The following is a 25,771-nucleotide window of genomic DNA, read 5'->3' on the forward strand; positions in this document are numbered from 1 at the left end:
GTGACCGTCCCCCTGAACCCCCTCCGGTTGGGCATCCGTTTCGGGTGGGGCGGGCGGGACTCGAACCCGCGACCGAGGGATTATGAGTCCCCTGCTCTAACCTGCTGAGCTACCGCCCCCTGCTGCGCCGGGATCCTATCCCGCAGTGCGAGCCAGCGGCCACTGGCCCGCCGGCCGTCCATGCGCAGCGATCGAAGGGGCCAGCCTGGCCCGCCAGGAGTAGAAGCTCCCCCATTTGGACTCGAACCAAAAACCTGCCGGTTAACAGCCGGCTGCTCTGCCAATTGAGCTATGGGGGATCGAGCTGGCCCGGATCGCTCCGGTGCCGCGCGACTGCACAAGAGTACAGGACGATGGGGGTCCTGGGGCTACAGGGTTACCCTGGACACGCCAGGACCAATTCGGGACATTCTGCCAGTCCGTACCCAACGGCGCATGAGGGCGGGGCAGGATGGGTACGTACCGTGTCAAGACCACTGGGAAGGAGCCGCCATGCGCGGAAAGCTGTGGTTCATCGGCGGGCTGGCTGCGGGCTTCGTCCTGGGCGCCCGCGCTGGCCGGGAAAGGTACGAGGAACTGGTCCGCAACGCCCGCAAGGTGTGGGACCACCCCACGGTGCAGGAGGCCGCCGGCGTCGCGCAGGCGCAGGCCAACCGCATCTACTCGGAGGGCAGGGACCGCCTGTCCCACACGCGGGTCGGGGAGAAGCTCTCCAGCACGCACGACGACGCGCTGGCCGCGTCGACCTCGTCCACCGGGTCGAGCGCAAACCGCAACAACAGCACCATGTGACGCTGATCAATGAGTGAGGGGCCCGACCGTCACCGGCCGGACCCCTCGTCATCTCCGGGGTTGAGCACAAACGCGACAGCAGCACCGCGCGGGGCCAACCACGAACGAAGATCAGTCTTTGCTGGAGAAGGCCGCGTCGAAGGCGGCCTCGGGCGCGTCGAAGGCCAGGGCGCGGACGAACTGGAGCGCCTCGGGCGCGCCGACCAGGCGGTCCATGCCGGCGTCTTCCCACTCGATCGAGATCGGGCCGTCGTAGCCGATCGCGTTGAGCGCCCGGAAGCAGTCTTCCCACGGCACGTCGCCGTGGCCGGTGGAGACGAAGTCCCAGCCGCGGCGGAGGTCGGCCCAGGGCAGGTGGGAGGAGAGGCGGCCGCGGCGGCCGTCGCCGGTGCGGACCTTGGCGTCCTTGCAGTCGACGTGGTAGATCCGGTCGGCGAAGTCGAGGATGAAGTTGACCGGGTCGAGCTCCTGCCACACGAAGTGCGACGGATCCCAGTTGAGCCCGAAGGCGGGGCGGTGGCCGATCGCCTCGAGCGTGCGCTTGGCGGTGTAGTAGTCGTACGCGATCTCGCTGGGGTGCACCTCGTGCGCGAAGCGGACGCCCTCCTCGTCGAAGACGTCGAGGATGGGGTTCCAGCGGTTGGCGAAGTCTTCGTACCCCTTTTCGATCATCGAGGGCGGCACCGGCGGAAACATGGCGAGCGTGTGCCAGATAGACGAGCCGGTGAAGCCCACCACGGTGCGCACGCCCAGCTTGGCCGCGGCGCGGGCGGTGTCTTTGATCTCCTCCGCCGCTCGCTGGCGCACACCTTCGGGTGAACCGTCGCCCCAGATGCGGGCGGGCAGGATGTCCTGGTGGCGCTCGTCGATGGGGTGGTCGCAGACGGCCTGCCCGACGAGGTGGTTGGAGATCGCGAAGACCTGGAGGTTGTACTTGGCGAGCGTCTCGCGCTTGCGCTCGACGTAGCCGTCTTCGGACACCGCCTTGTCGACCTCGAAGTGGTCGCCCCAACAGGCGATCTCCAAGCCGTCGTAGCCCCACTCGGAGGCCAGCCGGCAAACCTCCTCGAACGGCAAGTCGGCCCACTGGCCGGTGAAGAGCGTGATCGGTCGGGCCATGTCCCTCTCCTGTAAAGAGCGGTGGACGGCGCGAGGGAGACCGGTCCGGTGCAAGCACGGCGCTGGGCCAGGCGGCGGATGGCGGCGGACTCCGGGCGGGTTGCGCCTCCCGCCCGGACGCGCACCCACGCCTGGTCAACGCCAGCCCCAACTCTAGGCCGCCGGGCCGCCGGCGGGAAGGATGCGCCCGCCCCGGAACGGCCGAGGCTGGCCGGGCGCGATGGCACACAACTCGCCGCCACGCCGTCCCACCAGCATGAGGATCGCGATCGCCGGGGGCACCGGCACACTCGGCAGCCACGTCACCACCGAGCTGCGCTCGCGCGGGCACGAGGTCCGCGTACTCAGCCGCAGGTCGCCCGATCACCCCGTCGACCTGACCACCGGCGAAGGGCTCGAGGCCGCGCTCGCCGGCTGCGTGGTGGTGGACGCCACCAACGCCAGCAGGAACGCCTCGGCGGTACTCGTCGAGGGCTCGCGGCGCCTGCTCGCCGCGGAGGCGGCTGCCGGCGTCGGACACCACGTGTGCGCGTCGATCGTGGGATGCGACCAGGTGCCGCTGGGCTACTTCAAGGTCAAGGCCGACCAGGAACGCGTGGTGGCGCAGGGTCCCGTGCCGTGGACGACCGTCCGCATCACGCAGTTTCACGAGCTCGTCGCGGCGACGCTGGCGCCGGCCGGGCGGTGGCGCCTGCTCCCGGTGCCGAACGCGCGGCCGCGGATGGTCGCGGTGGCCGAGGCCGCCGGTGGCGGTCGCCGACATCGCCGAGGGGGCGCCGCGCCAGGGGGCGTCGAGGTCGCCGGCCCCGAGTTCGCCGACGCCCGCCAGCTCGCCAGGACCTGGCGAAAGACCACCGGCCACCGCGCGCTGCTGCTCCCCGTGCCGCTTCCGGGCCGTCTGGGTCAGGCTTTACGAAATGGGGTACTGGCGGCGGGGCGTCCCGATGTTCAGGGAGTTACGCCGTTCGGGGCGTGGCTGGCGGCGCGGCCGTGACTGGCGATGAAGCGGTGCTCGCTGTGGCCTTCGAGAGGCATCGGCCGCGCCTGCTGCGAGTGGCGTACGCGACGCTCGGCTCCCTGGCGGAGGCGGAGGACTGCGTGCAGGAGGCGTGGCTGCGGCTGCGTACCGTCGCCGACCCGGCCGGCATCCGCGACCTGGGCGCGTGGCTCACCACCACGGTCAGCCGCAGGACGCTCGACACGCTGGGCAGCGCCCGGGCCCGGCGGGAGCGGTACGTGGGGCCGTGGCTGCCCGAGCCGCTCGTCGAGGAGGCCGCCGTACGGGGAGCAGCGGCGCCTGGTGGACGCGTTCGTGGGCGCCTGCGAGCGGGGCGACCTGGACGGGCTCGTCGCGCTCCTCGACCCGGACGTGACCTGGCAGGGCGACGGCGGCGGCAAGGTCTCGGCGCTGCTGCCGGTGGCCCACGGGGCGGTGGCGGTGGCGCGCGCACTGATCGGATTCACCCGGAAATGGCCGGGCGAGGTGCGGGTCGTGACGGTCAACGGCGGCCCCGGCATCGTCGCGCGGGACGCGGGCGGGGTGTTGACCGTCGTGTCGTTCACGGTCGACGCGGGGCGGATCGTGGCGCTGGACGCGGTGCGAAACCCGGAAAAGCTCTCCCATCTGCTGGCCCCCGAGGATCGACCAAGCAGTTGACCACGTACGCCGTCAGGTGAGCACGACGCGCGGGATGGGGGCGGTGTCCGAGTCCCAGGCGGGCATCGGGCGGACGCCGCGGACCGGGCGGCGGGCGGGTCGGGGGCGGCTGGCGGCCTCGCGCACGCGCAGCGCCGCGGCGAGCGCCTCGGCGTCGAGGCTGTGCTTGGCGGCCACGGCGACCTCGGCCGCCCGCCACGCCGCGCCTTCCACTTCGGACAGTGTTTCGCAGGCGCGGCGCAGGCGGTCGCGCCGGGCGACGAGCAGCCGGGTCTCCTGCTCGAACGGATGCCGCCGCGCGTCCCAGCCGTCGCGACCGGCGAGCACGTCACCGAACTGTTCAACGGTCAGGTCGCCGCGCCGGTAGGCGGCCATGGCCGAGCGCTCCAGGTATCGCCGGCGCGCGGCCATCTCGTCCACAGTGGATGGTGTATCCGGGATGCCGAACGCCTCCGCCTGGATCGCCCGCAGCGCAGCCTCGGCCGCCTCGTCGTACGCCCGCCACGCCGCTTCCTGCGTACGTGACACGGCGGCCCACTCGGCGCGCCGGCGCTCGGCGGTGACCGCGGCACGGCCGGCGGCGACGGCCACCTCCTCCGCGTACCGGCACAGCTCCGCCTGCCGCGCGGCGGCCGACTCGCGCCGCGACCTGAGCCGTCGAGGGGGTCGCGGCAGTGCCCGCCCGCGGCGGCGCCGAGCCGACACGGCCATCGCCACGAAGGGCGCCGCGCCGATCGCGATCAGCCCGAGCCAGATCAGCGCGGCGCCGCGCACGTCCAGGAGGAAGCCATGAAAATCGATGTTCACGGGATACACCTCACCCACGGATGGAGGGGGGACGGGAGGAGGTTGTGCCGGGAGTCAGTGGGCCGGCTGGGGCGGGGCGCGCTCGCCCCTCGCCGACCGGTCGGCGCTCTCGACGGCGACCCGCTCGGCGGAGACCGGCACCGGGGCGGGCGCCGGCTCGGCGGCCACGGGTGCGGGGGCGGCGGGGGCCACGGCCGGCGCGTCGCGCTCGACCGACCCCGCCACCTCGACGCCCGCACTCACCGGCGCCGATACCTGAGGTGGGGTCGCCGCGTGGGCCGACCCGGGAACGGCCAGGACGGCCAGGAGCGCCAGGCCCATGGCCAGACGTCCGCGCAGGCGACCCCGCTCGCGGCGGGCCGGCGCGACGTCGGACATCCATACACGTTATCGCAGCCGGGAACCGGACACGCGCAGGCGCCGTCAAAAGGAGATGACGATCGCATCCGGCTTCCGCGCGGCCGCTGCCGCATCCCTGTTTCTGCTGGTCGCGTGCGCCCAGGATGGTGGCAGCTCGGCCTTGCCCGGTGACGCGCCGGCGGCGCGTGACCCCGACGCCGTCGCGGTGCGGGTCGACTACACCGGCGGGTTCCTCACCCCGGCCGACAACATCGCGCGGCTGCCCGCCGTGACGGTGTACGGCGACGGGCGGGCGATCGTCCAGGGGCCCACGCCCGCCATCTATCCCGGTCCCGCCCTCCCCAACCTCCAGGTGCTCCAGCTCTCCGCGGCCGAGGTCGACAAGCTGGTCGACCGGGCCGCCGCCGCGGGCGTCGGCACCGCCACCGACCTCGGCCAGCCGCCGGTCGCCGACGCGCCGTCGACCCGGTTCACGGTCGACACCGAGGCCGGGCCGGCGACCACGGAGGTGTACGCGCTGAATGAGGCCGCCGACGCGGGCAGCGGGCTCACCGCCGACCAGCTGGCCGCCCGGCGCAAGCTGCTTGACCTGCTCAGCGCGGTCAGCGACCTGCCCACGACCCTCGGCAAGGCGACCGGCGGGGAGCAGCCGTACCAGGCGACGGCGCTGGCCGCGATCGCCACGCCGTACACCGCGCCGGACGCGGCCATCGGCAAGGACCAGCCCGCGGTCGCCTGGCCCGGTCCGGCGCTGCCCGGCACCTCGGCCGGCAAAGGACTGGAGACCGGCTGCGTGACGGTCACCGGTGACGACGTGGCCAAGGTGCTGGCCGCCGCCGGCAAGGCCAACGCGGCGACGCCGTGGACCTCGGGCGATCGCAAGTGGACGGTCGTGCTCCGCCCGCTGCTGCCGGACGAGACCGACTGCGCCGACCTGCTCAACCGATAGCCACGGACGACCGCGAAGTCGAGCCGAGGTGGCCTGCCGCAGGCCGGCCACGCCCTTGTGAGACAGGCATTAGACGCGGACGGCTTCGACGAACATCTGGCGGCCGAGGAGGCGCCAGGCGAAGGGCATCCGCAGATACGCGTGCACCAGGCGCGGCCGCACCTTCACCGGCATGCTCTTGACGGTGTACGGCAGGAAGCGTGGCACCACCTCCCGCGGCTCGAAGCCGGCCATCCGCAGCCCTTCCACGAGGCTGAGGTGGGTCAGCGGGAGGTGGTGGTCGAAGTAGTCCCAGTAGCGCTGCTTGACGTAGCGCAGGTTGGGCATCAGCGTGAGCAGCCGGCCGTGCGGACGCAGCACGCGCCGGCACTCCGCGAGCGTGTCGAGCAGCGCCTGCTTTGTCGGCAGGTGCTCGAAGAAGTTGGAGGTGAAGACGACGTGGACCGAGCCGCTGGCCACCTCGCCCATGTCGTCGCTCGGCGCGGTGACCACGCGGGCGTCCGTGGCGAACGCCTTGGTCTGCGGGTTGAGGTCGACGGCGATCTTCTCCCGGGCCCGGCACGCGTTGACAAACTCGCACGAGCCGGCGGCCAGGTCGAGCACGGTGTCGTCGGGGTCGACGTACCGGTCGAAGAAGCCCCGGCACAGCGCCTCCCACAGGACCCGCTTGCTCTCCAGCTCCGCGGCGCTGAACCGCGCCTCGTAGAGCTGCGCGAGCTCGTCACCACTGAAGTCCGACGCGCGCGTCACCCAACCACCTCACCTCAACAGCCGGCTGTACGCCCGTGGCCTTACCCCGAGGCGCGGCCGTGGTAAACGCCTTTGGCGAGGTAGCGCGCGAATGCGGAGGGATCAGACGGATATGTCGGACACGGGCCAGGGGTCCGGCCAGCCCAGCAGCTCCGCGAGGCGCGCGTTGTGCGGTACGAAGTAGTCGCGCAGCGCCTGGGCCACCTCCGGCGGCGGGCCGCCAAGCTCGACCCGCCGCGTGTGCTGGGCGAAGCGCGGCGGCAGATACGGCTCCAGCTCGAGAAACTCCAGCACGTCCGCGTAGGTCGAGGCGGGATCGGCGTAGAAGTCCTCACTGCGCACGACCATGATGCGCTCGCGCGGCACGTGCCGGAACCACCGCTCCAACTGCTCGGCGTAACGCCCCCGGGCCGCGTACGAGTGGCGCCGCAGCACCGCGTGGGCCGCCCGGCTGTCCGGACCGGCGCGCAGCGCCCACGCCAGCCGGTCGTGCTCGGCGGCGATCGCCTCGGCGAAGGTGAGCGGCTCCGCGCCGTACGAACGGGTCTGCGAATAGTGCGAGTAGGCCCGCTCGACCGGGTCACGCAACAGCGCGATGTACCGGCCGCGCGGCAACGTGGCCGCCGCCCGCTCGGCCGCCCGCGGATGGAAGAGGTAGTACGGGCTCGCCTCGAAGCTGAGCCGCCCGGCCATCGGCGCCGGGAAGTGACCCCGGTACCACCGCTCGCCACGTCCATAGTGGATGCTGAAGAACTGGATCTCCTTGCCCGTCGCGGCGCGCACCTGCGGATGCTCGGCGAGGTAGCGGTGCAGGGACGTGGTGCCGCATCGCTGCGCGCCGATGACGAGGAAGTCGGGCAGCGCGCCCGGGGCCACCACTCGGGCCCAGGCGCGCGTGCTGCGGACCGCACGGCGAACCGTGTCGACCGTGGGACGGCGACTCATGACCTCGGCCACGCCGCTACCGCCCGTAGCGTCATGGTCACCTCCCGAACCGTCCCGGCACGGACGGCTCAGAGTCTGCCACAAAAGAGCCTCAGCGCTCCCGGTTGACCGCCGATCCGGCCAGCGCCACCAGCGCCTCGCGCGCGCCGTCGGGGATCGGAGCGTCGGCGAGGGCCGCGACCGCCGCGTCGGCGCGTACCCGGATCATCTGCTCGATGCGCTCCAGAGCGCCCGTGTCGACGATGATCCCGCGCAGCTCCTCGGCTCCGGCGGCGTCGAGGTCGGGGTTGCCGAAGCGGTCTCGCAGCCGGGCGGCCTGTGCCCGGTCGGCGCCGCTGCGGGCGAGCGCCATCATCACCGTCGGCTTACCCTCCCGCAGATCGTCCAGGATGGACTTGCCGGTGAGCGCCGGGTCGCCGAAGACGCCGAGCACGTCGTCGCGGAGCTGGAAGGCGTCGCCGAGCGGGTCGCCGAAGGCCGCGTACGCGGCGTGCAGCTGCGTCCCTCCCCCGGCCAGCGCCGCGCCGATCTGCAACGGGCGGGTCACCGTGTACCGAGCCGCCTTCATCCTTATCACCGTGAGCGCGCTCGCCACCGAGCCGTCACCCACGCCGGAGACCAGATCGAGGTACTGCCCGGCGATCACCTCGGTGCGCATGTGCGCGAAGACGCCGTACCCACGGTGGATCTGCTCCGGTGGCAGCCCGCACTCGTGGAACATCTGGTCGGCCCAGGCGGCGCAGAGGTCGCCGCAGAGCAGTGCGGTGTTGCGCCCGAACGAGGCCGGGTCGCCGCGCCACATCGACTTGGTGTGCAGCTCGGCGAAGACCTTGTGCACCGAGGGCTCGCCTCGACGGCGGTCGCTGCCGTCCATGATGTCGTCGTGGATGAGCGCGAACGCGTGGAACAGCTCCAGCGCCGCCGCCGCGACCACCACCTCCTGGCGGTCCGGCCCGCCGGCGCCCCGCCAGCCCCAGTAGCAGAACATCGGCCGCAGTCGCTTGCCGCCGGCGAGGACGAACCGCCGCAGCGTCGCCAGTACGCCGCGCGGCGCGCCGTCCGGCCAGTCCGGATCCTGGCGGTCGATGAACGCCGCCAGCTCGTTGTCGAAGCGCTTACGCAGCTCCTCCAGCTCGGAATCGCGGGCGACCTCCACGCTCACGCCCGTCCTCGCTTCGCTCCGGGCGGCCATGAGGCTCCAAGCGCGCAGAGTTTGATGGCTTGCTCGCTACGCTCGCTCACGGCCGAAGCCCAGCCAGTCCGAGCAGAAACCGCTTGACCTCCGTCGCCGCCAGGTGCGGGCGGGCCGCCGACCGGTCCGAGCAGATCAACACCGGAGCGTCGTTGGGGTGGGCGGGGAGCCGGCCGTGCGTGCCGCGCACCGCCTGCGCGCCGGCGTCCAGCCCGACGACGCTCATCAGGTATCGCATGCCCATCTTCTTACGGGCCAGCGCGGAGGCCGCGCGCCGCTTGGCCGCGGCCGGGGCGGCCGGGTCGAAGAAGAGCTCGGCCGGGTCGTAGCCGGGCTTTCGGTGGATCTCCACGAGCCGGGCGAAGTCGGGCGCGCGCGCGTCGTCGAGCCAGTAGTAGTACGTGAACCAGGCGTCCGCCTCGGCGACCAGCACAAGCTCGCCGGAGCGCTCGTGGTCGAGGCCGTGGGCCGCCTTGCCGGCCTCGTCCAGCACCTCGCTCACACCGTCCATCGTGGAGCAGAGCTTGGCGACGGCGGGGATGTCGGCGGGATCCTTGACGTACACGTGGGCGATCTGGTGGTCGGCGACCGCGAACGCCCGGGACGTCCACGGATCGAGGTACTCCATCCCGTCCTGTGTGTACACGCGCAGCAGACCCTCGCGGCGCAGCATCCGGTTGATGTCGACCGGTCGGTTGGCCTCGGTGATGCCGTACTCGGACAACGCCACCACCGTCGCCCCGCGCGCGGCGGCCGCGTCGAGCAGCGGGGCGAGCACGCCGTCGAGCGCGGTCGCGGCGGCCGCCGCCTGCGGTGCCGAGGGGCCGAAGCGCTGGAGGTCGTAGTCGAGGTGCGGCACGTACACGAGGGTCAGGTCGGGGTTGTGGTCCGCCATGATCTTCTCGGCCGCCCGGCAGATCCACTGCGACGACGGCAGGCCGGCCCCCGGACCCCAGTACGTGAAGAGCGGGAAGTCGCCGAGCGCACCGGTCAGCTCGTCGTGCAGCTCCGGCGGGTCGGTGTAGCAGTCCGGCTCCTTGCGCCCGTCGGCGTAGTAGATGGGGCGCGGAGTGACCGTCCAGTTGACGTCCGCGCCCATCGCGTACCACCAGCAGACGTTGGCGACCGTGTAGCCCGGCTGCGCCGCGCGGGCCGCCTGCCACAGCTTCTCGCCGCCGACGAGCGCGTTGTGCTGGCGCCACAACAGCACCTCACCGACGTCCCGGAAGTACCAGCCGTTGCCCACGATGCCGTGCCCGGCCGGCGTCTCCCCGGTGAGGAACGTGGACTGCACGGTGCAGGTGACGGCCGGCAGCACGGTGCCCAGAGAGGCGTGGAAACCCGCGTCGGCCACCGCCTTGAGCCGTGGCATGTGCGCCAGCAGCCTCGGCGTCAAGCCCACCACGTCGATGACGACAAGTGGCGTCATGCGGTTGCCTCCTCGTTGATCAGGGCACGGGCGAAGGCCAGCTCGGCCGCGATGCCCGCGGCCACGCCGGCGTCGGTGCGGGGGCGCTGTTCCTCCGGAAGTACGCCCCAGGTGTACGTCTCCACGTCGAAATGGTCACACGCCGGCTCCGGCCCGGCCAGCAGTTCGCGCATGGCGGCGCGGAGTACCGGCACGGTGGAGGTGAGCGGCGCGGCCGGCTCGGCGTGCAGCGGGACGTGGTAGTGCACCCGCCACGGGCCCTTCAGCTCCCGCTCCAGCGCCTCGTCCAGGTCGTCGGCCGCGTCGCCGTACCCCGAGCGCGTCTGGTGCAGGAAGCGCGGCTCCACGTACCCCCGCAGCACCTCGGCGGCGGCGACCGGGTCCGCGGCCTCCAGCGCCGCCGAGACCTGCACCTTGACCACCGGCAGCCCGGCCGCCCGCAGCCTGGCCAGCGCCTCGGCCGGCTCCTCCCAGGCACAGGCGAGGTGGGCCAGGTCGAGGCAGACGCCGAGCCGCTCGGTATCCACGCCGGACAGGGCGGCGGCCGCCTGCGCTGTGGTCTCCACCACACACCCCGGCTCCGGCTCGAAGGCGACCCGCACCGGGCGCCCGGAGCGCGCGGCGATGCCGGCCAGCCCCGCCGCCAGCTCGTCGAGCATGCGTGCGGCGGCGCCGGCGCGGGCCGCGTCCCACGGGTCGCGCCAGGCCAGTGGCAGCGTGGAGATGGAGCCGCGCGCCGCGCCCTCCGGGAGCAGGTCGACCAGCAGGCGGGCGAGGTCCAACGTGTAGTCGAGCCGGCGCCGGTCGGTCCAGTCCGGATAGTAGACGCCGAGCTTCACGACCGGCGCCTGGAAAGCCTCGTACGGAAAGCCGTTGAGCGTCACCACCTCCAGCCCGCGCGCGTCCAGCTCCCGGCGCAGTCGCCGGCGCAGCGCCGGGTCGGCGGCCAGCTCGGAGGCGAGCGGGGCGGCCAGCCACAGCCCCAGTCCGAGCACGTCGGCGTCGAGGTGGCGGCGGATCGCGGCGGCGTACGTGTCGAACTGCCGCACGATCCCGTCGAAGTCCTCCGCCGGATGCACGTTGGTGCAGTAGCTGAGGTGCATCAGCTCCCTCCACGCAGGATCGAGTTGCCGGCGAAGGTCGCTTCCTTCTGCTCCACGTCGGAGAGGTCGAGGCGCCCCGACTGCCCGTAGAACTCCACCGGATTGCGCCACAGCACGCGGTCGACGTCGTCGTCGCTGAAGCCGGCGGCCAGCATCGCGTCGGCCGTGGCCCGGGTCAGCAGCGGGTCCGAGCGCCCCCAGTCGGCCGCCGAGTTGACCAGCATCCGCTCCAGCCCGTACTCCTGAAGGATCTTCACCATGCGGGGCGGGGACATCTTGGTGTCCGGATAGATGGAGAAGGCCAGCCAGCAGCCGGAGTCGCGGACCAGCCCGACGGTCACCTCGTTGAGGTGGTCGACGACGACGTGCCCCGGATCGATGCCCGACTCCGCGACGACCGCCAGCGTGCGCTCGGTGCCCCGCGCCTTGTCGCGGTGCGGCGTGTGCACCAGCGCGGGCAGCTCGTGCTCCACCGCGAGGGCGAGTTGGGCGGCGAAGACCTCGTCCTCCTCGGGGGTCATCGAGTCGTACCCCACCTCGCCCACCGCCACGACGCCGTCCTTCTCCAGGTAGCGCGGGAGCAGGTCGAGCACCTCCCGGCAGCGCGGGTCGTTGGCCTCCTTGGGGTTCAGGGCGATGGTGGCGTGGTGGCGTACGCCGAACTGGCTCGCCCGGAACGGCTCCCAACCGACCAGTGAGTCGAAGTAGTCGGTGAACGAGCCGGCGCTGGTGCGCGGCTGCCCCAGCCAGAACGCCGGCTCCACGATGGCGATGATGCCCGCGGCGGCCATCCGCTCGTAGTCGTCGGTGGTCCGCGAGGTCATGTGGATGTGCGGGTCGAAGATGCGCATCAGAGTCCCTTCAACCGGTCGAGCAGGGCGAGTGCGTCGGGCGCCATGTCGCGGCCGGCCGCCCGGCGCTCCTCGACCAGGCCGCCGAGCATCGTGGCGAGCTCGGCGTCCGCCCGCTCGTCCAATCCATCTACAGTGGACAGCGGTACGCCCATGAACACGCACTTGAGCACCGCCTGCCGCCACGCCGCGTCGTCCAGGTGCCGGGCGTACGGCCCGAGGGCGGCGGCCACGAGGCGCGTGTCGTTGGTGCGGATCGCATCCAGGAGCAGCGGCACGCCCTCGTCCTGGAGCGGCAGCAGCGGCAGCGACTTGAGCACCGCCCGCTTCTCGGCCGCGTCGCCGTAGCGGTACAGCCCTTCGACCTCCGCACCGACCCGATCGGCGGGGAGCGCCGCGAGCAACTGCGCCCGCGCGGCCTCGTCGGCACTCCAGCCCGGCACGTCCGCCAGCTCCGCGCGCCCGACCCGCCGCCCCGCGGCCGGAAAGAGCCGCCCGATCGCGGCCGGCTCGCCCGCGACGCGCTCCACCGCCTCGCCGAGCCAACCCTCCGCGGGTACGGCCGCCCGCAACGCGTCCAGTGTCGTCATGACGCCCCCATGTTCGACGGAGCCGGCACCACCGAAGTGGGCGTGGTGAGGCCGGCGGCGGCCTGGCGGAGGTACTCGATGGAGTGGGCGGCGACGGTGGGGGCGGCGTGGGAGTGGCGGGGAAGCTCGACGGCGACCAGGCCGCGGTAGCCGGACTCGTGCAGCGCGCGGAGTACCGGTGGGAAGTCGACCTCGCCGGTGCCGAACTCCAGGTGCTCGTGGACTCCCCGGCGCATGTCGTCGATCTGGACGTTGACCAGGTGGTCGGCGACCGCGTGTACGCAGTCGGGCACCGGCAAGGGCTCCAGGCAGCGACAGTGTCCGATGTCGAGGGTGATGCCGAAGCCGGGCGGGGAGCCGAGGTCGGCGTGCAGGCGGCGCCAGGCGGCGATGTCGTCGACCAGCATTCCGGGCTCGGGCTCGAAGCCCAGTGTCACGCCGGCCCGCGCGGCCACGTCGACCACCTCGGCGCAGCCGCGTAAGAGCCGGTCCCACGGGTCGGTCACGCCAGGTGGGGCGACGCCGGACCAGAACGAGACCGCCTCGGCGCCCAGGTCGGCGCCGACGCGTACGGCCCGGCGCAGGAATTCGAGGCGCTTGGCCGGGTCGTCGTGCAGCAGCGTGGGGGCGTGCTTGTGCCACGGGTCGAGCAGGTATCGGGCGCCGGTCTCGATGACCACCGACAGGCCCAGGCGGTCGAGTGTGGACGCCACGTCGTCGGTGCGGCGGGCCAGCTCCGGCGCGAACGGGTCGAGGTGGTCGTGGTCCAGCGTGAGCGCGACGCCTTCGTATCCCAGGTCGGCGATGACCGCCAGCGCGTCGGTGAGGCGGTGGTTGGCGAAGCCGTTGGTGCCGTACCCGAATCGGATGGTCATGTCGGTGAGACCTTGCGTGCCAGGCGGCGGGCGAGTGGCGCGATGGCCGCGACCGCGACGCCGGTGGCCGGTGCGCCGGCGCTCGCGGCGAGCGCGCCCTGTAGCGGTGGGAGGCCGGTGATGCCGGCGCCCACGGCGGCGCGCACCTTCGCGGCGGAGGGGTCGGCGGCGACGCGGGCCTGCGCGGCGCCGTAGCCGGCCGCGTACCAGGCGGCGAGCATCCCCGGCACGGCGGCGGCCGCGCCCTTGCCGCGGGCCGTGGGCAGGCCGGCCGAGAGGGCCACCGCCGCGGTGCCGGCGAGCGTCGCGGCGGGCAGCGTGCGGTCGGCGCCGGAGACCTCCCGGCGGGAGAGTGCGGTCACCGTGTACGTGTGCGCGGCGACCGTCAGCGCCGCCGGCAGCGCCCGGGCCACCTTGCCCGGCGCGGCACCGAGCAGCACGTCGAGCCCGCGGCAGGCGGCCATGACGGCGGGGCCGGCGGGCGTGTTCTTGGCCCGCAGGTCGTAAGCCCACACGGCCCCGGCCAGCGGGAGCGCCACCGCGAGCGCGCGGCGGCCACCGGCCAGCGCGGCGAGCGCCACCCCGGCGGCGGTCAGCCCGGCCGCGACGCCGAGCGCCTGGGGCGGCGTGACCCGGCCCGAGGGGATGGGGCGCTCGGGGCGCTCGACCGCGTCCAGTTCGCGGTCGGCCCAGTCGTTGGCGGCCATGCCGGACCAGTACAGGCAGACCGACGCCGCCGCGAGCCCCGCCGTGCGCGGCTGGAGCGCGCCGCCGGCCGCCGCTCCGGCCACGACGTCACCGGGTACGGAGAGGGCGGCCGGCGCCCGGACCAGCTCGACGAGCGAGCGGAGGCTGGGCAGGCTAGGCATCGGCGAGCCCGCGTACGAACGATGCCAGCAGCGACCACTGCTCGGCCAGCGCGTGCGGCACAGTGCCAGCCGGCGCTCGCTCCGCTCGCGCGGGGTCCTGGGGACGTCCGGCTCCGTCCGTCCTCGTCGCTTCGCTCCTCGGCTCGGACGTCTCCGGACCCAGGACCCCACCAAGCGGATCCTTGAAGAAGAAGGCCAGCTCGGTCAGCGGACCACTGCGCCCGGCCTTGTGCGCGGCGGCGGTGAGGCGGGCGAGGTCGAGCACCAGCGGCGCGGCCAGTGCGGAGTCGCAGCCGTGCCAGGTGAACTCCATCCGCATCGAGGTGCCCAGGAAACCGCTGAACGTGATGAGGTCCCAGGCGGTCTTGAAGTCGCCGATGTCGTCGACGTACTCGATGCGGGTATTGCCTTGCGGCTCGTAGCCCAGCGTCTCCCCCAGCACGCGCTGCTTGCTGGTGGCCTTGGCCGCGTTGGCTCCCGGGTCGGCGAGGTTGGCGCCGTCGCCGCCGCCCAGCAGGTTGGTGCCGGACCAGGTGCGGACCCGCAGGTTGCGCATCGCGAACATCGGCGCGAGCACCGACTTCACCAGCGTCTCGCCGGTCTTTCCGTCGTGGCCCGCATAGGGAACGGCGTGGCGGTGGGCGAGCGCGTCGAGGGCGGGCAGGCGCGCGCCGGTCGACGGGGTGAAATCGATGTACGAACAGCCCGCGACAAAGGCCGCGTAGGCGTACAGGGAGCTTGGCGGGAGCACCGTGCCAGGCTCGCCCAGCGCTTGCCGCAGCGCGTCGGCGTCGCCGTGCGCGGGGTGCGCCGCCGGGGCCGGCTCGGTGGAGGAGACGTTGACAACCACGACCCGCTCGAGGCTGTGCCGGTACCGGAACGCGGCGATGTCCTCGGCGATCAGCGCGGCCGTCTCGAGCTGCGTGGCGGCCACCGGTACCGGGCGGATCTCGGCCTCGACCGCGGCCAGGTCGTCGGTGAGCGCGGCCACCAGCCGGGCCGGTACGACACCGGCCGCCGCCAGCGCCTCGGCCTTCTTGCACAGCCGCGTGGTGGCCGGGTCATGACCGCCGAAGACCAGGTCGGCAAGGGTCGGCAGCGCGGGGCTGCGCAGCTGGGGCAGCTCGGTGACGCAGCCGGTGGGGTCGGCCAGCCCGGCCCGGATCGCCGTCGCACCGACAATGCTGGTCACCGCGACCGAACCGCGCCCGCCAGCGAGCCATACACCTGTCGCCATAGCGACCTCCCACCTCGCATTGGGTACCGGCGATCGATCCTTCGCCGGGAGTGCGTTTTGGGCCCCGTCCACCCGCCTGCCGAGATGGCACCACCGTGACGGCGCCGGAGTCGGCGGCAACGACGCTGTCGCGGCCCGGCGGGCAGGGCGGACGGGGCTGTGGTGGGCGGGACCGGTCGGCGTCCGTTCCCGCCCCCCACGTCTAGGCTCCGGACGAGCCGGAGAACTCGACCCAGTTCAGGTTGACCAGCCCGGTGGTCGGGCCGCCCGACACCGCGCCGAAGACCAGGTAGAGCCGCTGGGTACCGGCCGCGTAGCTGACCGGGAGGCTCTGGCTGGCCCAGGAGTTGGTACCGCTGGTCGCGTTGAGCGTGGCCGTGGCGACGACCGGCCCGGTGGGCGAACCCACGCGCAGCTCGACCGTTGCCCGTGGCGTGCCGGCGGTGGCGTTGCCGCCGCTGGCGTACCGGAAGGTGACCGCGCCGACGCCGCCCAGGTTGATCGGGTCGAACGCGATGTGGTCACCCACGTCGATGCCGGTCACGTGCTGGCCGCCGCCCGTGTCGTTGGTGTTGGCCAGCGTCACGCCCTGCTGCACCTGGGCGAACTCGGCCTGCTGCCGGTGCAGCTGGATGACCGCCTGGCCGACCGTGGTCAGCGCCGGCTGGCCGTTGCCGCCCAGGTCGGTGTACGAGGCGCTGATCCCGCCGTACAGGTAGCCGCCCGCGTGGTCGGCACCGTCGGGCGGGCTGGGCAGCGTGCCCGTGCACCCGGTGGTGGTGGTCATCTCGTGCCCGTGCGTGTCGTGCCCGAGGATGAACGACACCTGTACGCGGTTGCAGTCGATGGTGCCGTCTTCGGGGTCGGTGACCGTGACCGAGTACGGGATGGTGTCACCCCACTCGAAGAACGAACCCGACACCGGCGACGTTACAGTCACCGTCGGTGCGGTGTTGCCCACGACGATCTCCCGGGTCAGCACCGCGGTCTTGCCGGTGGAGTCGGTCACCGTCAGCTTGGCGGTGTAGACCCCGTTGGTGGTGTACGTGAACGACGGGTTCGGGTCGGCCGAGTCGACCGTGCCGTCGCTGGTGAAGTCCCAGGCGTACGAGATGGACTCGCCCGGGTCGGGGTCGTACGTGCCGGCGCTGCTGAACGCCACGGTCAGTGGTGCCTGGCCGGAGGTCGGCGTGGCCTCCAGCTTGGCGACCGGCGCCCGCGTGCCCTTCACGTACCGGATCATGGCGAGCTGCGCGTCCGGGTTGGCCCGGAAGAAGCCGTCGCCGTACTCCAGGAAGTAGATGTTGCCCTCCGGCCCGATCTCCATCTCCATCAGGTTGTCGAAGACGAAGCCCGGCAGGAACTGCTCGACCCCGGTCAGGTTGCCCTTGCCGTCGGTCTGCATCACGAACATCTTGTCGCGCGTGAACTCGCCGAAGAAGACCGCGTCGTTGTAGTACTCGGGCAGCTTCGTCTCGGAGTCCAGGTTGGCGTCGTACTTGTAGATCGGGCCGCCGTGCGGGCCGACGCCGCCGGTGCCGATCACGGGCCACTTGAAGTCACAGGTGGTCGGCGGGTTCTGCAGGTACGCGCCCGCGCACGGGGTCTGCGCGTTGTAGGTGTACCAGAACTGCGGCTGCTGCACCGGTGGGAGAACGGTCCGCCCGGTGTTGCGCGGCGAGTCGTTGACCACCGCGCCACAGTTGAACGGCTGCTTCGAGGTGCGGGTCGCGAAGTCGAAGTCGATGTACGGCAGGCTCGGCGACATGCAGTACGGCCAGCCGTAGTTGCCCGCCTTCTTGGTGGCGAACCAGCGACCGGTCCCCTCCGGGCCACGCGTGGCGCTCGGCGTGCGCGAGTCCGGCGAGTAGTCGCCGACGTACAACATGCCGCTGGCGTCGACGTCGAAGCGGAACGGGTTGCGCAGGCCCATCAGGAAGATCTCCGGGCGGGTCTTGTTGTCGTAGTCCTGGCTCTCCGGGAAGAGGTTGCCGTTCGGGATCGAATACGTCCCGTTCGGCTTCACCTTGATCCGCAGCACCTTGCCGCGCAGGTCGTTGGTGTTGCCGGAGGAGCGCTGCGCGTCGTAGCCGGGGCCCTGGGTCGGCGACTCGTTGATCGGGGTGAAGCTGTCCGAGCCACCGGCGTTGGTGTCGTCACCGGTGATCAGGTACAGCAGGCCCTTGCCGTCGAACTTGACCTTGCCGGCGACGTGGCAGCAGATGCCGCGGTCCGCCTCGACCCGGATGATCTGCTGCTCGCTGTCGAGGTCGAGGTGCGGGGTCGGCTCCTCCACGAACTTGAACCGGGAGAGCTGGTTGTACCCCTTGAACTTGTCCCAGACCGTGGGGTCGGTGCTGGTCGCCGGCGCGTCGCCCTCGTTGACGCCGGGCGTGGCCGGGTTGTCGACCGGCGTGTTGAGCTTCGGCGCGTAGTAGACGTAGACCCACTTGTTGTTGGCGAAGTCGGGGTCGATGGTGAGCGTCTGTAGGCCGTCCTCGTCGTGCGTGTAGACCGGGATGGTCGTGATCACCGGGCTGGCGCCGGTCTCCGGGTCGTACAGCCGGATCTCGCCACCGCGCGTGTTGTGCAGCACGCGGCCGTCTGGCAGCACCGACAGCGACATCGGCTCGCCCGGCTCGTCGTTGAGCGTGACCTTCTCGTAGTTGGCGAGCACGGTCGCGCCGCAGTCGCCCTCGACCACGCCGGCCGACCACTGGATGCCGCCGAGCAGGTGCTGCTTGAACTTCCCGTTGCGGTAGGTCTCGATCGAGTGGCCGAGCCCGGTGTACCACGATCGGCCGCCCTGGTAGTCCTTGCACCAGGCCACCGGATGGTCGAAGCCCATGGCGCCACCGGTGTAGCTCTTCTCGTCGACCGTGGCGAGCACGTGCGAGACGCCCCGGACGTTTGTCGTGTAGTTGTACCACTCCTCGGTCAGCGACAGCTCCCGCGGCACCGTCTCGGTGGAGGGGTGCGCCCGGTCGGCGACCTTCACGGTCGCCTGGGAGACGCCGGAGACTCCGGAGACGTTCGTGCCGACCACGTTGCGGTAGAAGGTCCAGTCCTGCTCGGTCTCGGCCGCCGCGTGTACGCCGACGTAGCCGCCGCCGGCCCGGAAGTACGCCTCGAACGCGGCCTCCTGAGTGGGGTTGAGCACGTTGCCGGTGGTGTTGAGGAAGACCACCGCGCGGTAGTTGGCGAGGTTGTCCGCGGTGAACGCGCCACCGTCCTGCGTGACGGTGACGGTAAATCCGTTCTCCTGGCCCAGTGCGCGGATCACGCGCACACCATCCTGAATGGACGCACGGCGCGCGCCGTCGGTCTTGGTGAAGACGAGTACCTTGTACGACTCCGGCGCGCGGGCGTCGGAGCGAAGAGCCTCGGGGCCGTTCTCCTGCGCGACGAGGTTTTCGGCCGCACCGGGCTCAGGGGCGGCGGTCGCTGGCGTGGCGGCTAGCAGCGGGATGGACAACGCGGTCACGGCGGCAACGGATAGCCACCGAAAGCGGGGCCCCCGCGGAAACGTTTCGCGAAGCCCCACGCTTTCGTGGGGTGCTCTAGCTTGTGGAGCCATGTAACCCTCCGGGGTCTGGGTGTGGGTTCCCTACCCCTGGCGCGGTGCCATGCCCGCCAAGGTCGTGCGAGCGCGCTCTGTGCAGGTCGTACGGCGCGGCTGAGTCTGGGCTCAAACCGCGCCGTACGGCCGCCCCGGTGGCTGAGCTCCCGCTCGGTCCCGGGCTGCCGGCGCCGTCCGTCCTCGTCGCTGCGCTCCTCGGATCGGACGTTGCCATCCCCCGGGACCACCCATCCGGACGCGGGGCGCAACCGCGTCCGGACCCTCGCGGGCGGGCCCGAGGTGTCGAGAGTGGACGCGCGCCACCGCGTCCACAGTGGGTGAGGTCAGGCGGCGACTTCGGCGAGTGCCGGTGCCACCTCGGTCCACGCCGAGTCTCGCTCCGCCGAGCGGGTCACGGCGTCCATGACTAGCTGCACCTGAAGCGCGTCGACGAACGAGGGCGTGGGGTCCGCCCCGGTGCCGACCGCCTCAAGGAAGTCGCGCATCTCGTGCGTGAACGTGTGCTCGTACCCGATGATGTGTCCCGGCGGCCACCAGGCCGACATGTACGGATGGTCGGCCTCGGTCACCAGGATCTTGGTGAAGCCCTGCTCGGCGCCGGGCGCGGTGGCGTCGTAGAACTCCAGCTCGTTCATCCGCTCGAAGTCGAAGGCGACCGAGCCGAGCGAGCCGTTGATCTCCACGCGCAAAGCGTTCTTGCGGCCGGTGGCGAAGCGGCTGGCCTCGTACGTGCCCACCGCCCCGCCGTCCAGCCGGGCCAGGAAGAGTGCGGTGTCGTCGACGGTGACCGGCCCGGTCCCCGAACCGTCCGCCGAGGCGGCCAGTCCGGCGGCCGCCGACGGCAGCGGGCGCTCCTTGACGAAGGTCTCGGTGAGCCCGCTGACGCCGGTGATCCGCTGACCGGTCACAAACTGGGTCAGGTCGATGATGTGCGCGCCGATGTCGCCAAGCGCACCGGAGCCCGCCTTGTCCCGCTGCAACCGCCAGACCAGCGGAAACTGCGGATCCACGATCCAGTCCTGCAGGTACGACGCGCGGACGTGCCGGACCACGCCCAACCGTCCACTCTCGACAAGCTGGCGCATGACGGCCACGGCCGGGACCCGGCGGTAGTTGAACCCGCACATGGATCGTACGCCGGCCGCCTGGGCCTGGATCGCCGCGGCGACCATCGCCCGCGCCTCCTCGACGGAGTTGGCGAGTGGTTTCTCGCACAGGACGTGCTTGCCCGCCTCCAGCGCGGCGATCGCGATCTCGGCGTGGCTGTCGCCCGGCGTGCAGACGTCGATCACGTCGAGGTCGTCGCGGGCGATCAGCTCACGCCAGTCGGTCGAGTACGCCTCCCAGCCGAGCCGTGTGGCGGCGTCGGCCACCTTCGACTCGTCCCGGCCGCAGATGACGGACATGCGAGCCCGCGCCGGAAGGTCGAACACGCGGTTCACGGTGCGCCACGCCTGTGAGTGCGCGGCGCCCATGAACGCGTAGCCGACCATGCCGACCCGCAGCTCTTTCTCCATGGTGGACAAGGTGGGTCTCCCCCCGTTACGTCAGAACCCGAGCTTGAGGTAGTTGCTCGCGTTCTCCTTGGTGATGGTCTCGGAGGCGAGGATGATCTCCTTCGGGACCTGCAGCTCGACGAGATCCGACATGCCCTTGTTCTGGGCGATGAGCCGGGCGAGCGAGATCGCCGACGAGGCCATCGAGGGGCTGTAGGTGACCGTTGCCTTGAGCACGCTGTTGTCGGCCTGGATCGCTTCGATCGCGGCCTTCGAGCCGGCGCCGCCGACCATGATGAACTCGCTGCGGTTGGCCTGGTTGATCGCGGCCAGGACACCGATGCCCTGGTCGTCGTCGTGGTTCCACAGGGCGTCCATCCTGGGCAGCGCCTGGAGCAGGCCAGCCGCCTCGCGCTGACCGGAGTCGGCGGTGAACTCCGCCGCCCGCCGGTTGCCGACCCGGAAGCCGGCCTGGGCGAGCGTGTCGGCGAAGCCCTTCGACCGCTCCTGGGTCAGTTCCAGCGAGTCGATGCCGGCGATCTCGCCGATCACCGGGCTGCTCACGCCCTTGGCCTGCATCTGCTCGATGATGTAGTGGGCCGCCGACACGCCCATGCCGTAGTTGTCGCCCTTGATCTGGAGGCGGTAGGCGAGCGCGTCGGGGAAGGCCCGGTCCAGGTTGACCACCGGGATGCCCTGCTTCATCGCCTCCAGACCGAAGGCGTTGAGCTCCTTGCCGTCGTGCGGCAGCAGCACGATGATGTCTGGCTTCTGCGACAGCAGCGTGGCGAGCGCGGCGCGCTGCGCGGCCGCGTCGGCACCGGCCTCGACCGTCTTGAACTCCACGTCCGAGTACGTGCCGGCCTGGGCCTTGGCGTTGTTGGTGATGGCGGCGATCCAGCCGTGGTCGGCCGCCGGCGCGGAGAAGCCGATGGTGACCCTTTCGCCGGGCGCGGCGTTGGCGTTGCCACCAGCGGCGACCGTCTGCGCGCCTCCGCTGGGCTCGTCCGACTCGTTGCTCGTGCAGGCGGTGAGCAGGGCTCCCGCACCGAGCGCGGCCCCACCGAGCAGAAGCCGGCGGCGGGACAGGTCGGGCGCGTGTTTCATGACGACCTCCGGTAATCGGGTGCAAGGGATCCGGCGGCCGTCCCGGTATCGGACGGTCACCAAGGGTTTTTTGGGGTACTAGCTGGTGGTGAGCTTGTTGTTCTTGTTGAAGAACTGGCTTACCGACTTGAACTGGATCTGCTGGATCAGGACGGCGGCGACGATGATGCCGCCCTTGACCATGTTCTGAACCTCACTGGGCACGTCGTTGATCGCGAACAGGTTGGTGATGGTGGAGAACACCAGCACGCCCAGGACCGAACCGATGATCGTGCCACGACCGCCGCTGAGGAGCGTGCCACCGATGATGGCCGCGGCGATCGCGTCCAGCTCGTACAGGTTGGCCATCGCCGCTTGGGCCGAGGTGGACTGCGAGGTCAGCATGATGGCCGCGATGCCGCAGCAGAGGCCGGAGAGGGCGTACAGCAGCAGGGTGTGCCGCTTGACGTTGATGCCGGCCAGCCGGGCCGCCTCGACGTTGCCACCGACCGCGACCGTGCGCCGGCCGAACGTCGTGCGGTTGAGCAGCACCCAGCCGGCCGCGACCACGACGGCGAGCATGATGACGAGGATCGGGATACCGAGGAAGTCGTTGGCGGCGAGGCCGTTGATGAACGAGTTGCCCGACACCTGGGTCTGCTTGCCGGAGATCTGTGCCGCCAGGCCGCGAGCCGCCACGAGCATGGCGAGCGTGGCGATGAAGGCGACCAACCGGCCGTAGGCGATGAGGATGCCGTTGACCAAACCGACCCCGATGCCGACCGCGATCGCGCAGAAGATCATGCCAGCGGCGCCGAACTCCTGGGTCGCGACCGTCGTGCTCCACACACCGGCGAGCGCGATGATCGCGCCGACCGAGAGGTCGATGCCGCCGCCGATGATCACGAACGTCATGCCGACCGTGACCACACCGATGACCGACGCCAGCTCAAGGATGGTGAAGATGTTTCGCCGGACCCACTCGCCGTCGCCGTAGAGGTCGGGCCGCGTGATGATGCCGGCGATGACGAGGATGACCAGCACGGCCACGAGCGCCAGGTTGCGCCACAGCCCTTCGGTCGAGTCGACCCGCCACCAGCTCCGCTTCTCCGGGGCCGACTTCTCCGGCTCCTTGACCGGCGCAGGCGCGGTCTGCGCTGTCATTGTGCTTTCCTTTCGTTCGCGACTGCGGGGCTCGCAACTACAGGCCCACGGCCCGAGGCGGGCCGTCGGAGCTCAAGCTCGCATTCCGGCTCGGCGGCGATATCCGCGTGATGGTGCCCGGCGCCAACAAGGCGCCGCCGACCCAGAACGCTCGTCCTCGCGCTCACAGTCAGACCGCCTCCTCAACTTGCAACGAACCCGCCATCACGAGGTCAAGCACGGTGTCTTCGTCGATCTCCCCGGCCGGCGCCTCGCGGACCACGCGGCCTTCCCGCATGACCAGCACGCGATCCGCCAGCCCCAGCACCTCGGGCACCTCGCTGGAGACCAGCAGCACGCCCACGCCCTGGGCGGCCAGGTCGCGGATCACCTGGTAGAGCTCGGCCCGCGCGCCCACGTCGACGCCTCGCGTGGGCTCGTCGAGCAGCAGCAACCGCGTGTCGCCGAGCAGCCAGCGCCCCACGACCACCTTCTGCTGGTTGCCGCCGGAGAGCGTGCGTACGGCCCGGCGCACGTCGCGCGGGCGCAGGTCGAGCCGCTCCGCGATCCGGTTGGCCTCCTCCACCTCGCGGCCGGCGTTGGTGAAGCCGACGCGGGCGTAGTCGCTGAACGTGGAGAGCGTCACGTTGCGGTAGATCGGCTCACCGAGCAGCAGCGCCTGGCTCTTGCGCTCCTCGGGGGCCATCCCCAGCCCGGCGCGGACCGCCGCGCTCACGCTCCCCGGCCGCAGCACCTTGCCGCCCATGCGCACGCTGCCCGCCTCCGCGCGGCGGGCGCCGAAGATGGTCTCCAGCAGCTCGGAGCGGCCGGAGCCGACCAGGCCGGCGATGCCCACGATCTCACCACTGTGGACGCTGAGCGAGATGTCGGCGAACTCGCCGGAGCGGGTCAGCCCCTCCACGCGCAGCAGCTCCTCGGCGCCGCTGACGGCGGGGGCCGGCTCCGGGAAGACGTACTCGATGGTGCGGCCGGTCATCCGGCTGACCAGGTCGCGGGTCGGCGTGGTGCGGGCCGGCAGGTTGGCCGCGGTGGTGCGGCCGTCCTTGAGTACGGTCACCCGGTCGCCGATCTCGCGGATCTCCTCCAGCCGGTGCGAGATGTAGATGACCGCGATGCCCTTGGCGGTGAGGCCGCGGATGATGCGGAAGAGGTTGCCCACCTCGTCGTGGGCGAGCACCGCGCTCGGCTCGTCCATGATGATCAGGCGGGCGTCGTGGGAGAGCGCGCGGGCCATGCTGACGACCTGCTTGCCGGCCGCCGGCAGCGAGCGCACCAGGCGCGTGGGCGGGATCTCGGCGTGCCCCAGCCCGCCCAGGATCTCCCGCGTGCGGCGGGCCATGTGGCCGCGCCGCACGAAGCCCAGCACCTTCGGCTCGTGGCCGAGAAACGCGTTCTCACCCACCGAGAGGTCTTCGACGAGGTCGAGCTCCTGGTAGATGGTGGCGATGCCGGCCTTCATCGCGGCCTGCGGATTGGCCGGCGCGAAGTCCTGGCCGAGCCACTCGATCTGGCCCTCGTCCGGGCGGTGCACGCCGGCGAGCACCTTGATGAGGGTCGACTTGCCGGCGCCGTTCTGCCCGAGGAGGCAGTGCACCTCGCCGGCGCGCACCTCGAGCTGCACGCCGTCGAGCGCGCGTACGCCGGGGAAGGTCTTGACCACGTCGGTGAGGCGGAGGACGACTTCCGCGCCCGGGGTCTCGGTCTCGTTGTGCTCGGTCATGACGCCTGCTCGAATGCCACGTCGCTGGCGAGCACCGCGGCGCCGGTGACACCGGCCCTCGGCCCCAGCTCGGAGAGGACGACCGGGAGGTTGCCGGTCGCCAGCGGAAGCGAACGGCGGTAGACCACGCTGCGGATCTCGGCGAGCAGGATGTGCCCGAGGTGGGCGAGCCCGCCGCCGATCACGATCATCGACGGGTTGGCGAAGCTGACCAGCCCGGCGAGCACGCCACCGATCCGCCTCCCCCCGTCGCGGATGAGGCGGATGCAGGTGACGTCGCCCTCGCTGGCCGCCTCGGCGACATCGCGTGCGGTCACCGTGCCGTTGGCCGCGAGCCGGTCGACAAGCGCCGGCGAGGTGCCGTTGCGCGCGGCGAGCGTGGCGTCCTTGGCCAGCGCGGCGCCACTGAAGAGCGCCTCGAGGCAGCCCACGTTGCCGCAGGTGCACATCGGACCGTGCGAGTCGACCTGGATGTGGCCGATGTCGCCGGCGCAACCGTCGGTGCCCCTGTAGACCTCGCCGCTGAGGTAGATGCCGCAGCCGATGCCGGTGCCGATCTTCACGAAGAGGAAGTCGTCGACCGAGTGGGCCACGCCGCCGTGCCGCTCGCCGACCGCCATGATGTTGACGTCGTTGTCGACCACGGCCGGGCAACCGTGCTCGCGGGTGAGCAGCTCGCGCACCGGGAAGCGATCCCAGCCCGGCATGATCGGGGGCGAGACCGGCACGCCGTCGCGGAAGCTCACCGGCCCGGGGACGCCGATGCCGACCGCGTCCAGCTTCTCGTACGCACCGTCCACTTTGGCCTTGGCGAGCAGCTCGTTGACCCGCTGGAGGATCACCTTGGGGCCGGAGCGGATGTCAGCGCTCTCGGTGTACGCCGCGACCGGCTCCAGCCGCCCGTTGGTCACCTCGACGTCGACCGAGCTGGCGCCCAGGTCGACCGCGGCGAAGCGCAGGCGCGGGTTGAGCTCGACAAGTGTGGAGCGCCGGCCGCCGCGGGAGGCCGCCATCCCGGCCTCGGCCACGTAGCCGAGCGCGACCAGCCGGTCGATCTCGCCCAGTAGCCGGGGGCGCGGGATCTCCAGCCGGTCGGCGAGCTCGGCGCGGGAGATCGTGCCATGGTCGCGCAGCAGGCGGAGAAGGCGCAGGTGCAGAGGTTCGGCCGTACGCACGGAACCCTCCCTCGGAAGAGGTTCA

23 protein-coding genes, 2 tRNA genes and 1 pseudogene are annotated in these 25,771 nt (G+C 71.8%); 5 read left to right on the forward strand and 21 right to left on the reverse strand.

Translation table 11 applies throughout. From position 1 onward, the window contains the following. Nucleotides 1-45 precede the first annotated feature (45 nt). Together ACFFIA_RS33255 and ACFFIA_RS33260 are read right to left on the reverse strand one after the other, a co-directional pair. Nucleotides 46-119: transfer RNA gene (locus ACFFIA_RS33255), tRNA-Ile, on the reverse strand. Between the two features lie 107 nt (nucleotides 120-226). Next, nucleotides 227-299: transfer RNA gene (locus ACFFIA_RS33260), tRNA-Asn, on the reverse strand. A gap of 193 nt (nucleotides 300-492) precedes the next feature. Here ACFFIA_RS33260 and ACFFIA_RS33265 point away from each other — a divergent pair. Beyond that, nucleotides 493-792 carry a hypothetical protein gene (locus tag ACFFIA_RS33265; protein ID WP_377258715.1) on the forward strand — a complete coding sequence of 100 codons (300 nt, stop codon included), beginning with the start codon at nucleotides 493-495 and terminating at the stop codon, nucleotides 790-792. A gap of 111 nt (nucleotides 793-903) precedes the next feature. Here ACFFIA_RS33265 and ACFFIA_RS33270 read toward each other — a convergent pair whose 3' ends face one another. Beyond that, a complete protein-coding gene (locus tag ACFFIA_RS33270; RefSeq protein ID WP_377258719.1) occupies nucleotides 904-1,911 on the reverse strand; it encodes a sugar phosphate isomerase/epimerase family protein in 1,008 nt (335 codons plus the stop codon). Nucleotides 1,912-2,167: 256 nt separating this feature from the next. On the opposite strand from ACFFIA_RS33270, the gene ACFFIA_RS33275 reads away from it, so the two are divergent. From ACFFIA_RS33275 to ACFFIA_RS33285, 3 genes and pseudogenes are all read left to right on the forward strand, one after another. Continuing rightward, nucleotides 2,168-2,905 carry an SDR family oxidoreductase gene (locus tag ACFFIA_RS33275; RefSeq protein ID WP_377258722.1) on the forward strand — a complete coding sequence of 246 codons (738 nt, stop codon included), beginning with the start codon at nucleotides 2,168-2,170 and terminating at the stop codon, nucleotides 2,903-2,905. A gap of 59 nt (nucleotides 2,906-2,964) precedes the next feature. Continuing rightward, a pseudogene (locus ACFFIA_RS33280) lies at nucleotides 2,965-3,069 on the forward strand (RNA polymerase sigma factor SigJ); the annotation flags it as partial. Between the two features lie 142 nt (nucleotides 3,070-3,211). Beyond that, complete coding sequence (locus tag ACFFIA_RS33285) at nucleotides 3,212-3,568, forward strand: sigma-70 family RNA polymerase sigma factor family protein (protein ID WP_377259154.1); 357 nt, start codon at nucleotides 3,212-3,214, stop codon at nucleotides 3,566-3,568. 12 nt (nucleotides 3,569-3,580) lie between these two features. Here the strand turns inward: ACFFIA_RS33285 and ACFFIA_RS33290 are convergent, their stop codons facing one another. Continuing rightward, on the reverse strand, nucleotides 3,581-4,375 hold the full coding sequence (locus tag ACFFIA_RS33290; RefSeq protein ID WP_377258725.1) for a hypothetical protein: 795 nt from the start codon (nucleotides 4,373-4,375) through the stop codon (nucleotides 3,581-3,583). A 54-nt stretch (nucleotides 4,376-4,429) separates the two neighbouring features. Further along, on the reverse strand, nucleotides 4,430-4,753 hold the full coding sequence (locus ACFFIA_RS33295; protein ID WP_377258728.1) for a hypothetical protein: 324 nt from the start codon (nucleotides 4,751-4,753) through the stop codon (nucleotides 4,430-4,432). 55 nt (nucleotides 4,754-4,808) lie between these two features. Between ACFFIA_RS33295 and ACFFIA_RS33300 the strand changes: the two genes are divergently transcribed. After that, the gene (locus tag ACFFIA_RS33300; protein ID WP_377258731.1) at nucleotides 4,809-5,684 is read left to right on the forward strand and encodes a hypothetical protein; all 876 of its coding nucleotides are present in this window, start codon (nucleotides 4,809-4,811) and stop codon (nucleotides 5,682-5,684) included. A gap of 69 nt (nucleotides 5,685-5,753) precedes the next feature. Here the strand turns inward: ACFFIA_RS33300 and ACFFIA_RS33305 are convergent, their stop codons facing one another. From ACFFIA_RS33305 to ACFFIA_RS33380, 16 genes are all read right to left on the reverse strand, one after another. Next, on the reverse strand, nucleotides 5,754-6,434 hold the full coding sequence (locus ACFFIA_RS33305; protein ID WP_377258733.1) for a methyltransferase domain-containing protein: 681 nt from the start codon (nucleotides 6,432-6,434) through the stop codon (nucleotides 5,754-5,756). Between the two features lie 102 nt (nucleotides 6,435-6,536). Beyond that, nucleotides 6,537-7,379: a sulfotransferase family protein gene (locus ACFFIA_RS33310; protein WP_377258736.1), complete on the reverse strand. Its 843-nt coding sequence runs from the start codon at nucleotides 7,377-7,379 to the stop codon at nucleotides 6,537-6,539. 91 nt (nucleotides 7,380-7,470) lie between these two features. Then, nucleotides 7,471-8,535 (reverse strand): polyprenyl synthetase family protein, encoded by a 1,065-nt coding sequence (locus tag ACFFIA_RS33315; RefSeq protein WP_377259124.1) that lies wholly within the window; start codon nucleotides 8,533-8,535, stop codon nucleotides 7,471-7,473. A gap of 82 nt (nucleotides 8,536-8,617) precedes the next feature. Then, complete coding sequence (locus ACFFIA_RS33320) at nucleotides 8,618-10,000, reverse strand: alkaline phosphatase family protein (RefSeq protein WP_377258739.1); 1,383 nt, start codon at nucleotides 9,998-10,000, stop codon at nucleotides 8,618-8,620. Then, nucleotides 9,997-11,103: a metabolite traffic protein EboE gene (gene eboE / locus ACFFIA_RS33325; protein WP_377258742.1), complete on the reverse strand. Its 1,107-nt coding sequence runs from the start codon at nucleotides 11,101-11,103 to the stop codon at nucleotides 9,997-9,999. Before eboE ends, ACFFIA_RS33320 begins: the two co-directional genes overlap by 4 nt. Next, the gene (locus tag ACFFIA_RS33330) at nucleotides 11,103-11,954 is read right to left on the reverse strand and encodes a TatD family hydrolase (protein WP_377258744.1); all 852 of its coding nucleotides are present in this window, start codon (nucleotides 11,952-11,954) and stop codon (nucleotides 11,103-11,105) included. Before ACFFIA_RS33330 ends, eboE begins: the two co-directional genes overlap by 1 nt. After that, entirely contained in the window at nucleotides 11,954-12,544 is a 591-nt protein-coding gene (locus ACFFIA_RS33335) for an EboA domain-containing protein (RefSeq protein ID WP_377258747.1), read from the reverse strand. Before ACFFIA_RS33335 ends, ACFFIA_RS33330 begins: the two co-directional genes overlap by 1 nt. Further along, complete coding sequence (locus tag ACFFIA_RS33340; RefSeq protein ID WP_377258750.1) at nucleotides 12,541-13,419, reverse strand: sugar phosphate isomerase/epimerase family protein; 879 nt, start codon at nucleotides 13,417-13,419, stop codon at nucleotides 12,541-12,543. Before ACFFIA_RS33340 ends, ACFFIA_RS33335 begins: the two co-directional genes overlap by 4 nt. Then, the gene (locus ACFFIA_RS33345) at nucleotides 13,416-14,288 is read right to left on the reverse strand and encodes an SCO3242 family prenyltransferase (protein WP_377258752.1); all 873 of its coding nucleotides are present in this window, start codon (nucleotides 14,286-14,288) and stop codon (nucleotides 13,416-13,418) included. The genes ACFFIA_RS33340 and ACFFIA_RS33345 overlap by 4 nt, the downstream gene beginning before the upstream one ends. Continuing rightward, the gene (locus ACFFIA_RS33350) at nucleotides 14,281-15,525 is read right to left on the reverse strand and encodes an inositol-3-phosphate synthase (protein WP_377258755.1); all 1,245 of its coding nucleotides are present in this window, start codon (nucleotides 15,523-15,525) and stop codon (nucleotides 14,281-14,283) included. The genes ACFFIA_RS33345 and ACFFIA_RS33350 overlap by 8 nt, the downstream gene beginning before the upstream one ends. 202 nt (nucleotides 15,526-15,727) lie before the next feature. Next, nucleotides 15,728-19,009 (reverse strand): ThuA domain-containing protein, encoded by a 3,282-nt coding sequence (locus ACFFIA_RS33355; protein ID WP_377258758.1) that lies wholly within the window; start codon nucleotides 19,007-19,009, stop codon nucleotides 15,728-15,730. Between the two features lie 419 nt (nucleotides 19,010-19,428). Continuing rightward, the gene (locus ACFFIA_RS33360; protein WP_377258761.1) at nucleotides 19,429-20,622 is read right to left on the reverse strand and encodes a Gfo/Idh/MocA family protein; all 1,194 of its coding nucleotides are present in this window, start codon (nucleotides 20,620-20,622) and stop codon (nucleotides 19,429-19,431) included. Nucleotides 20,623-20,652: 30 nt separating this feature from the next. Beyond that, entirely contained in the window at nucleotides 20,653-21,708 is a 1,056-nt protein-coding gene (locus ACFFIA_RS33365) for a substrate-binding domain-containing protein (RefSeq protein WP_377258764.1), read from the reverse strand. Nucleotides 21,709-21,786: 78 nt separating this feature from the next. After that, nucleotides 21,787-22,851 carry an ABC transporter permease gene (locus tag ACFFIA_RS33370; RefSeq protein WP_377258767.1) on the reverse strand — a complete coding sequence of 355 codons (1,065 nt, stop codon included), beginning with the start codon at nucleotides 22,849-22,851 and terminating at the stop codon, nucleotides 21,787-21,789. A 169-nt stretch (nucleotides 22,852-23,020) separates the two neighbouring features. Beyond that, nucleotides 23,021-24,571: a sugar ABC transporter ATP-binding protein gene (locus ACFFIA_RS33375; protein WP_377258770.1), complete on the reverse strand. Its 1,551-nt coding sequence runs from the start codon at nucleotides 24,569-24,571 to the stop codon at nucleotides 23,021-23,023. Beyond that, nucleotides 24,568-25,746, reverse strand: a complete 1,179-nt coding sequence (locus tag ACFFIA_RS33380) for an ROK family transcriptional regulator (protein WP_377258773.1) — start codon at nucleotides 25,744-25,746, stop codon at nucleotides 24,568-24,570. The genes ACFFIA_RS33375 and ACFFIA_RS33380 overlap by 4 nt, the downstream gene beginning before the upstream one ends. Between the last annotated feature and the right edge of the window lie 25 nt (nucleotides 25,747-25,771).

The sequence above is a fragment of the Phytohabitans kaempferiae genome, assembly GCF_042433955.1.
Lineage (GTDB): Bacteria > Actinomycetota > Actinomycetes > Mycobacteriales > Micromonosporaceae > Phytohabitans > Phytohabitans kaempferiae.